This is a genomic window from Klenkia sp. PcliD-1-E (genome assembly GCF_024124375.1).
Classification (GTDB): domain Bacteria; phylum Actinomycetota; class Actinomycetes; order Mycobacteriales; family Geodermatophilaceae; genus Klenkia.
The window spans coordinates 1-4939 of record NZ_JAMXRZ010000189.1 but is presented as its reverse complement, the minus strand read 5'-3'; the positions used below and the strand labels follow the sequence as shown (position 1 = coordinate 4939).

At 74.5% G+C, this 4939-nt stretch carries 3 protein-coding genes, 2 tRNA genes and 2 pseudogenes; 4 read left to right on the top strand and 3 right to left on the bottom strand.

What is annotated here, in order from left to right:
* Both NH342_RS21955 and NH342_RS21950 read right to left on the bottom strand, forming a co-directional pair.
* Positions 1-825, bottom strand: a pseudogene (locus tag NH342_RS21955) (hypothetical protein); the annotation flags it as partial.
* An 83-nt stretch (positions 826-908) separates the two neighbouring features.
* Positions 909-2099 carry a hypothetical protein gene (locus tag NH342_RS21950; RefSeq protein ID WP_253018315.1) on the bottom strand — a complete coding sequence of 397 codons (1191 nt, stop codon included), beginning with the start codon at positions 2097-2099 and terminating at the stop codon, positions 909-911.
* A gap of 137 nt (positions 2100-2236) precedes the next feature.
* On the opposite strand from NH342_RS21950, the gene orn reads away from it, so the two are divergent.
* Together orn and NH342_RS21940 are read left to right on the top strand one after the other, a co-directional pair.
* Positions 2237-2881 carry an oligoribonuclease gene (gene orn / locus NH342_RS21945; RefSeq protein ID WP_253018303.1) on the top strand — a complete coding sequence of 215 codons (645 nt, stop codon included), beginning with the start codon at positions 2237-2239 and terminating at the stop codon, positions 2879-2881.
* A gap of 43 nt (positions 2882-2924) precedes the next feature.
* Positions 2925-3000, top strand: a tRNA-His gene (locus tag NH342_RS21940).
* Positions 3001-3055: 55 nt separating this feature from the next.
* Here the strand turns inward: NH342_RS21940 and NH342_RS21935 are convergent.
* Entirely contained in the window at positions 3056-4396 is a 1341-nt protein-coding gene (locus tag NH342_RS21935; protein ID WP_253018301.1) for an Ig-like domain-containing protein, read from the bottom strand.
* Positions 4397-4547: 151 nt separating this feature from the next.
* Between NH342_RS21935 and NH342_RS21930 the strand changes: the two genes are divergently transcribed.
* Both NH342_RS21930 and NH342_RS21925 read left to right on the top strand, forming a co-directional pair.
* A tRNA-Lys gene (locus tag NH342_RS21930) sits at positions 4548-4620 on the top strand.
* Positions 4621-4686: 66 nt separating this feature from the next.
* A pseudogene (locus NH342_RS21925) lies at positions 4687-4939 on the top strand (hypothetical protein); the annotation flags it as partial.

Genomic DNA, 4939 nt, shown 5'->3' with positions numbered 1-4939 from the left:
GGCGGCCGGGTCCACGAGGGGGCCGCCGGGGGACCCGACGGGGGCGCCGGAGGAGCCGGGGCCGGTGGCGGGCCAGTCGGTCCGGGTGGCGGGCGGTGTCGCGGTCGGTCCGGCCGGGCGGGCGGTGGGCTGGTCGGCAAAGCCGGCCGGCGCGATCAGCTCGCGGCGGCGCAGCACGTAGGGCGAGTAGGGGAAGCCCTCGCCGTTGAGCTCCTCCACGGCGGGGCTCCGGCCCCCGACGCCCAGCGCCTCGAGGGCCGCGCGGACGTCGGCGGTGGTCCACAGCCGCGGGTTGCCGGTGCCGGCGTACCGGGCGGCGCGCGCGATGCCCAGCAGCAGCGACCGCGACTCCAGCAGCGCGACCTGGTCCCCCTCGCCGAGGTCCCCGTCGGCGGGCACCAGACCGGTCAGCTCGCCGTGCAGCACGGTCAGCCGGGCGATCCGCCCGGGCTCCAGGCCCGCCCTGCGCAGCCGGGTCGCGGCCTCCATCCCGGCCCGCATCAGGCCGTCCAGCGGGGTCGACCCGCCGCCGGCCAGGCGCAGCACGTCACCGGGCCCGGCGCCGGGCCCGATGGTCCAGGACCCCTCGGGGAGGACGGTGACGACGCCGGACTGGCGGACCACCCCGACCACCCGGACGACCGCCACGCCCTCGGGCACCAGCACCACGGCGTCGCAGATCCGGCGGTCCATCGGACCGTCGGACAGCGCCAGGGAGGCCACGAGGGCACCGCGGACCGAGCCGCCGGTGTCCCAGCTGGCCAGCTCGGCGAAGAAGGCGCGCTCGGCGGGGGTGTCGAGCCCGGACGGCGTCAGGATCAGCACTGCGCTGCGCCGCCGTGCGCCCGGACCCCGCCCACCTCGGTCATCAGCCCGACGTTACGACATCGCCGCGGTGGTCCGGCGACTCACGGTGCGGACGCGCCGCCTGCGGCCACGGGGACGGCGGGGACCGAGGGCGCCCGCCGGCGCGCCCAGCGCCGGGACGTCGCGGTGCGGTCGACGGCGGCCCACAGCAGCGCGAAGCCGAGGCACACGACCGGCGCCACCTGCCACTGCCACGGCGGGATGACCGCGACGAACTCCTGCACGAAGGCGGCCAGGAACACCGCGGCGGCGACCGGGACCCCGGCCAGCCAGCCCGGTACCCGCCACCGCACGGCGAGGTCGACCAGGACCGCGCCGGCCAGCAGCATCACCGGCGGCACCGAGGGCGGGAAGCCGGTGAGCACCAGCAGGCCCCACGTGACCGCGCGGTAGCCCAGGTAGGCGGCGGTGAGCAGCGTCGCCGTCCAGCGGAACCCGGTGGCCCGGCGGGCGACGACCAGGGTCAGCAGGCCGGCGCCGATCAGCCAGGCCGGGTGCACCCACGGCGGTACCGGCAGCATGAAGCTGGTGGGCGAGGAGCCCTGGGCGGCGGCGAAGTCCAGCAGCTGGGGCTCGGCGGTGGTGTGCCCGGCCCGGTAGTCGGCCAGCGAGAGGACGCCGTACTCCTGGTGCTGGTTGGGGAACAGCACGTTCTCCAGGAAGAAGAACCACAACCCGAGGTGGACGGCGGTGCGCACGCGCCCCGGCGCCGCGTGCAGCCACCACCCGCGCAGCGCGCCGGCGAGCATGACCGCGGTGCCCAGGTACAGCAGCATGTGGCTGGGGCTCCAGCTGGTGATGTCCAGCCCGTTGACCCGGTGGTTGATGATGTCGACCGGCACCGCCAGCAGGAACGTCGCCGTGCCGACCTGCATCCAGCGCAGCGCCCGCCGGTCGACCCCACGGCCGGAGTAGCTGTGCACGACCACGAGGGCCACGACCAGCACCGTGCCCGCGGAGTTGAGCAGGTGCGGGGGCGCCAGGTCGTCGCGCAGCCACCGGAAGTGCCACGAGACGTCCCACGAGGACCCGAGCATCTTCAGCCCGAAGGCCAGCAGCCAGCCGCCGTACAGCCAGCGCAGCTCGGTCTCCGTCGTCGCCCGGCCGGGGCGGCCCGGGGTCATCGCACAGCCCCACAGCCAACGCAGCGCCGCCACCGGGTGGCGGACGGCGGCGCGCACCGAGGCGGGCCCGGGGCGGGGGGCGTCGACCGTGCGGGTGTCCAGGGTCATGGGCGCGGCTCCTGCGGCAGGCGAGCCCGCAGCGTAGCGATCCCCGGGCCCGCGGTGGACCCCTTCGAGTGGCGCGTCCAGGACTTCTGCCGTAAGGGGCCCGCTGTGCCGGCGGCGGGTGCGTACTGTCGCCTCCCGTGGCAGGCAACGGAGCGCACAACCTGGTCTGGATCGACTGCGAGATGACCGGGCTGGACCTCAGCAGCGACAAGCTCATCGAGATCGCCGTCGTGGTCACCGACTCCGAGCTGAACGTGCTCGACGAGGGGCTGGACGTGATCATCCACGCCGACGACGAGGCCCTCGCCGGGATGGCCGACGTGGTGGTCGCGATGCACGCCAAGTCCGGGCTGACCGAGGCCGTCCGGGCCTCCACCACGACCCTGGCCGAGGCCGAGCAGCTGGTGCTGGACTACGTGAAGCGGTTCGTGCCCGAGCGCCGGACCGCCCCGCTGTGCGGCAACTCGATCGGCACCGACCGCGGATTCCTGGCCCGCGACATGCCGGCCCTGGACGACCACCTGCACTACCGGATGGTCGACGTCTCCTCGGTCAAGGAGCTCGCCCGCCGCTGGTTCCCGCGGGTGTACTTCAACCAGCCGCCCAAGGGCCTGGCCCACCGGGCGCTGGCCGACATCCTGGAGTCCATCCGGGAGCTGGCCTACTACCGCGGCGCGGTGTTCGTGCCCGCCCCCGGCCCCACGACCGACCAGGCCCAGGCCGCCGCGGCCGCCGCCACCGACGCGTACGCGCCGTTGCTGGCCCCTCCACAGGAGGGCTGATGGCTCCGGTACTCTTCTCGACGGCCCGCCCCGCGGGCCGACGGTGGGTGTAGCTCAGCTGGTAGAGCGCCAGGTTGTGATCCTGGATGTCGCGGGTTCGAGTCCCGTCACTCACCCCACAGCACGCGAGAGGCCCCGATCCGCACCGGATCGGGGCCTCTCGCGTCCACGGCCTCAGCCCAGCGCGCTGCCGGCCACCCACTGGTCCCACGGGATGGCCCAGTCGTAGATGTCGCCGTCGACGCGCGACAGCGTCGGGCCGACCGAGTTCACGACCTCGACGACGTCGCCGGGCTGGGAGAAGTCGTAGAACCACTGCGCCCGGTCGGTGGAGAGGTTGATGCAGCCGTGCGACACGTTCGAGGAGCCCTGCTGGCCGACCGACCACGGGGCCGCGTGCACGAACTCGCCGTTGTTGGAGATGCGGGTCGCGTACTTCACGTCCGTGCGGTAGCCACCCGGGGCGTCGACGGCCAGGCCGAAGGTCGAGGAGTCCATGGTGATGTCGGCGAACTTCTCGAGCACCACGTGCGCGCCGTTGCGGGTGGGGTTGGCGTTGCTGCCCGCGCTCATCGGGTAGGTCTGCACGACCTGGTCGGCGGAGTAGACGGTGAGGGTGTGCGTCGCGGCGTCGGCGACCGACACGTGCTTGTCACCGATCGTGAAGGACACGGTGCGGTCCTTCTCGCCCCAGACGCCGTCGCCGAGGTCGACGCCGTAGAGGTCCGCGTCCAGCGTCACCTGGGTGTTCGCCGGCCAGTAGGTGGAGGGCCGGAAGTGCACCTCGGTGTCGCTCATCCAGCTCCAGCGGCCGTCGGTGGGCGTGGAGCTGGTGACCTGCAGGTGGCGCTCGACCTCGGCCTTGTTGGTGACCGGTTGGTCGAAGAACACCCGGATCGGCATGCCCACCCCGACCGTGGTGCCGTCGAGCGGACCGATCGAGGGCGTGGTCACCGACGCCGGGGACACGGTGGTGAAGGTCCCGCTCGCGTCGCTGGACGCGCCGTCGGCGTTCTGCGCGGTGGCCGTGACGGTGTAGGCGGTGCCGTAGGCCAGCGGCGCGGACGGGGTCCACAGGCTGGTCGTCCCGGCCGTGGCGCCGGAGGACGGGGTGGCCGGCGACGAGGACGACGACCCGGCAGACGACGAGTCCGCAGACGGGGACGACGACGAGGCCGGGGCCGACTCCGACTCCGACGCCGACGACGAGGCGGCGGGCGCCGTGGCGGGCGGGACCTCGCTCAGCGTGCCCTCGACCGGCGCCCCGGAGGCGTCGGTGACCGTGACGTCGGTGATCGAGCCGCCGGTGACCGTCGCCTGCAGCGGCGTGGCCGGGGAGACGTCGGTGGCACCGTCGGCGACCGACAGGCTCACCACGGCCGGGTCGGCGGCCGCGGTCGTGCCCGCGGCGCTCCCCCCTCCCCCGAGCGCGTCGGGGCCGCACCCGGCGAGCACCACCAGCACCCCGGCGGCGCCCACGGCGAGCGCGGAACGACGGTTCATCAGCAGAGCCACGTACGACATCCCCTCGACTGGACGGCGGTCAGCCAGCCAGTGTGCCCCCGGTCGCTGACAAATGGCTGTCACGCAGGCCACGCCACCCCGGGTCGCGTCTGCCCGGCGGGGCCGTGTACCGTTCCTCGGGTCGCTGGAGCGCAGCGGCACCGCGCCATTAGCTCAATTGGCAGAGCAGCTGACTCTTAATCAGCGGGTTCGGGGTTCAAGTCCCTGATGGCGCACCCACCACCCAGCCGGCCCCGTCCTCCAGGACGGGGCCGTTCTGCTGTCCGCACCGGGAGGACGCCGTGAGCACCGCCGAGCAGGGCCGCCGCAGGGCCGAGGAGTACCTGGCGCTGGTGGCGCAGGGCCGCCGGGGCGACGCCGACGCCGTGCTCGCCGCGGCCGGGGACCTGGCCTCGATCACCTACCTGGCGGCGGGGTTCACCGCCCTGTCCCGCAGCGGCGCCCGCGAGCTCTCCCCCGCCCAGCGGGCCCAGGCCACCGGCAGGCACATGCGGCTGGCCGCCCAGCGCGACGCCGCGCGCCGCGACCCCGCCG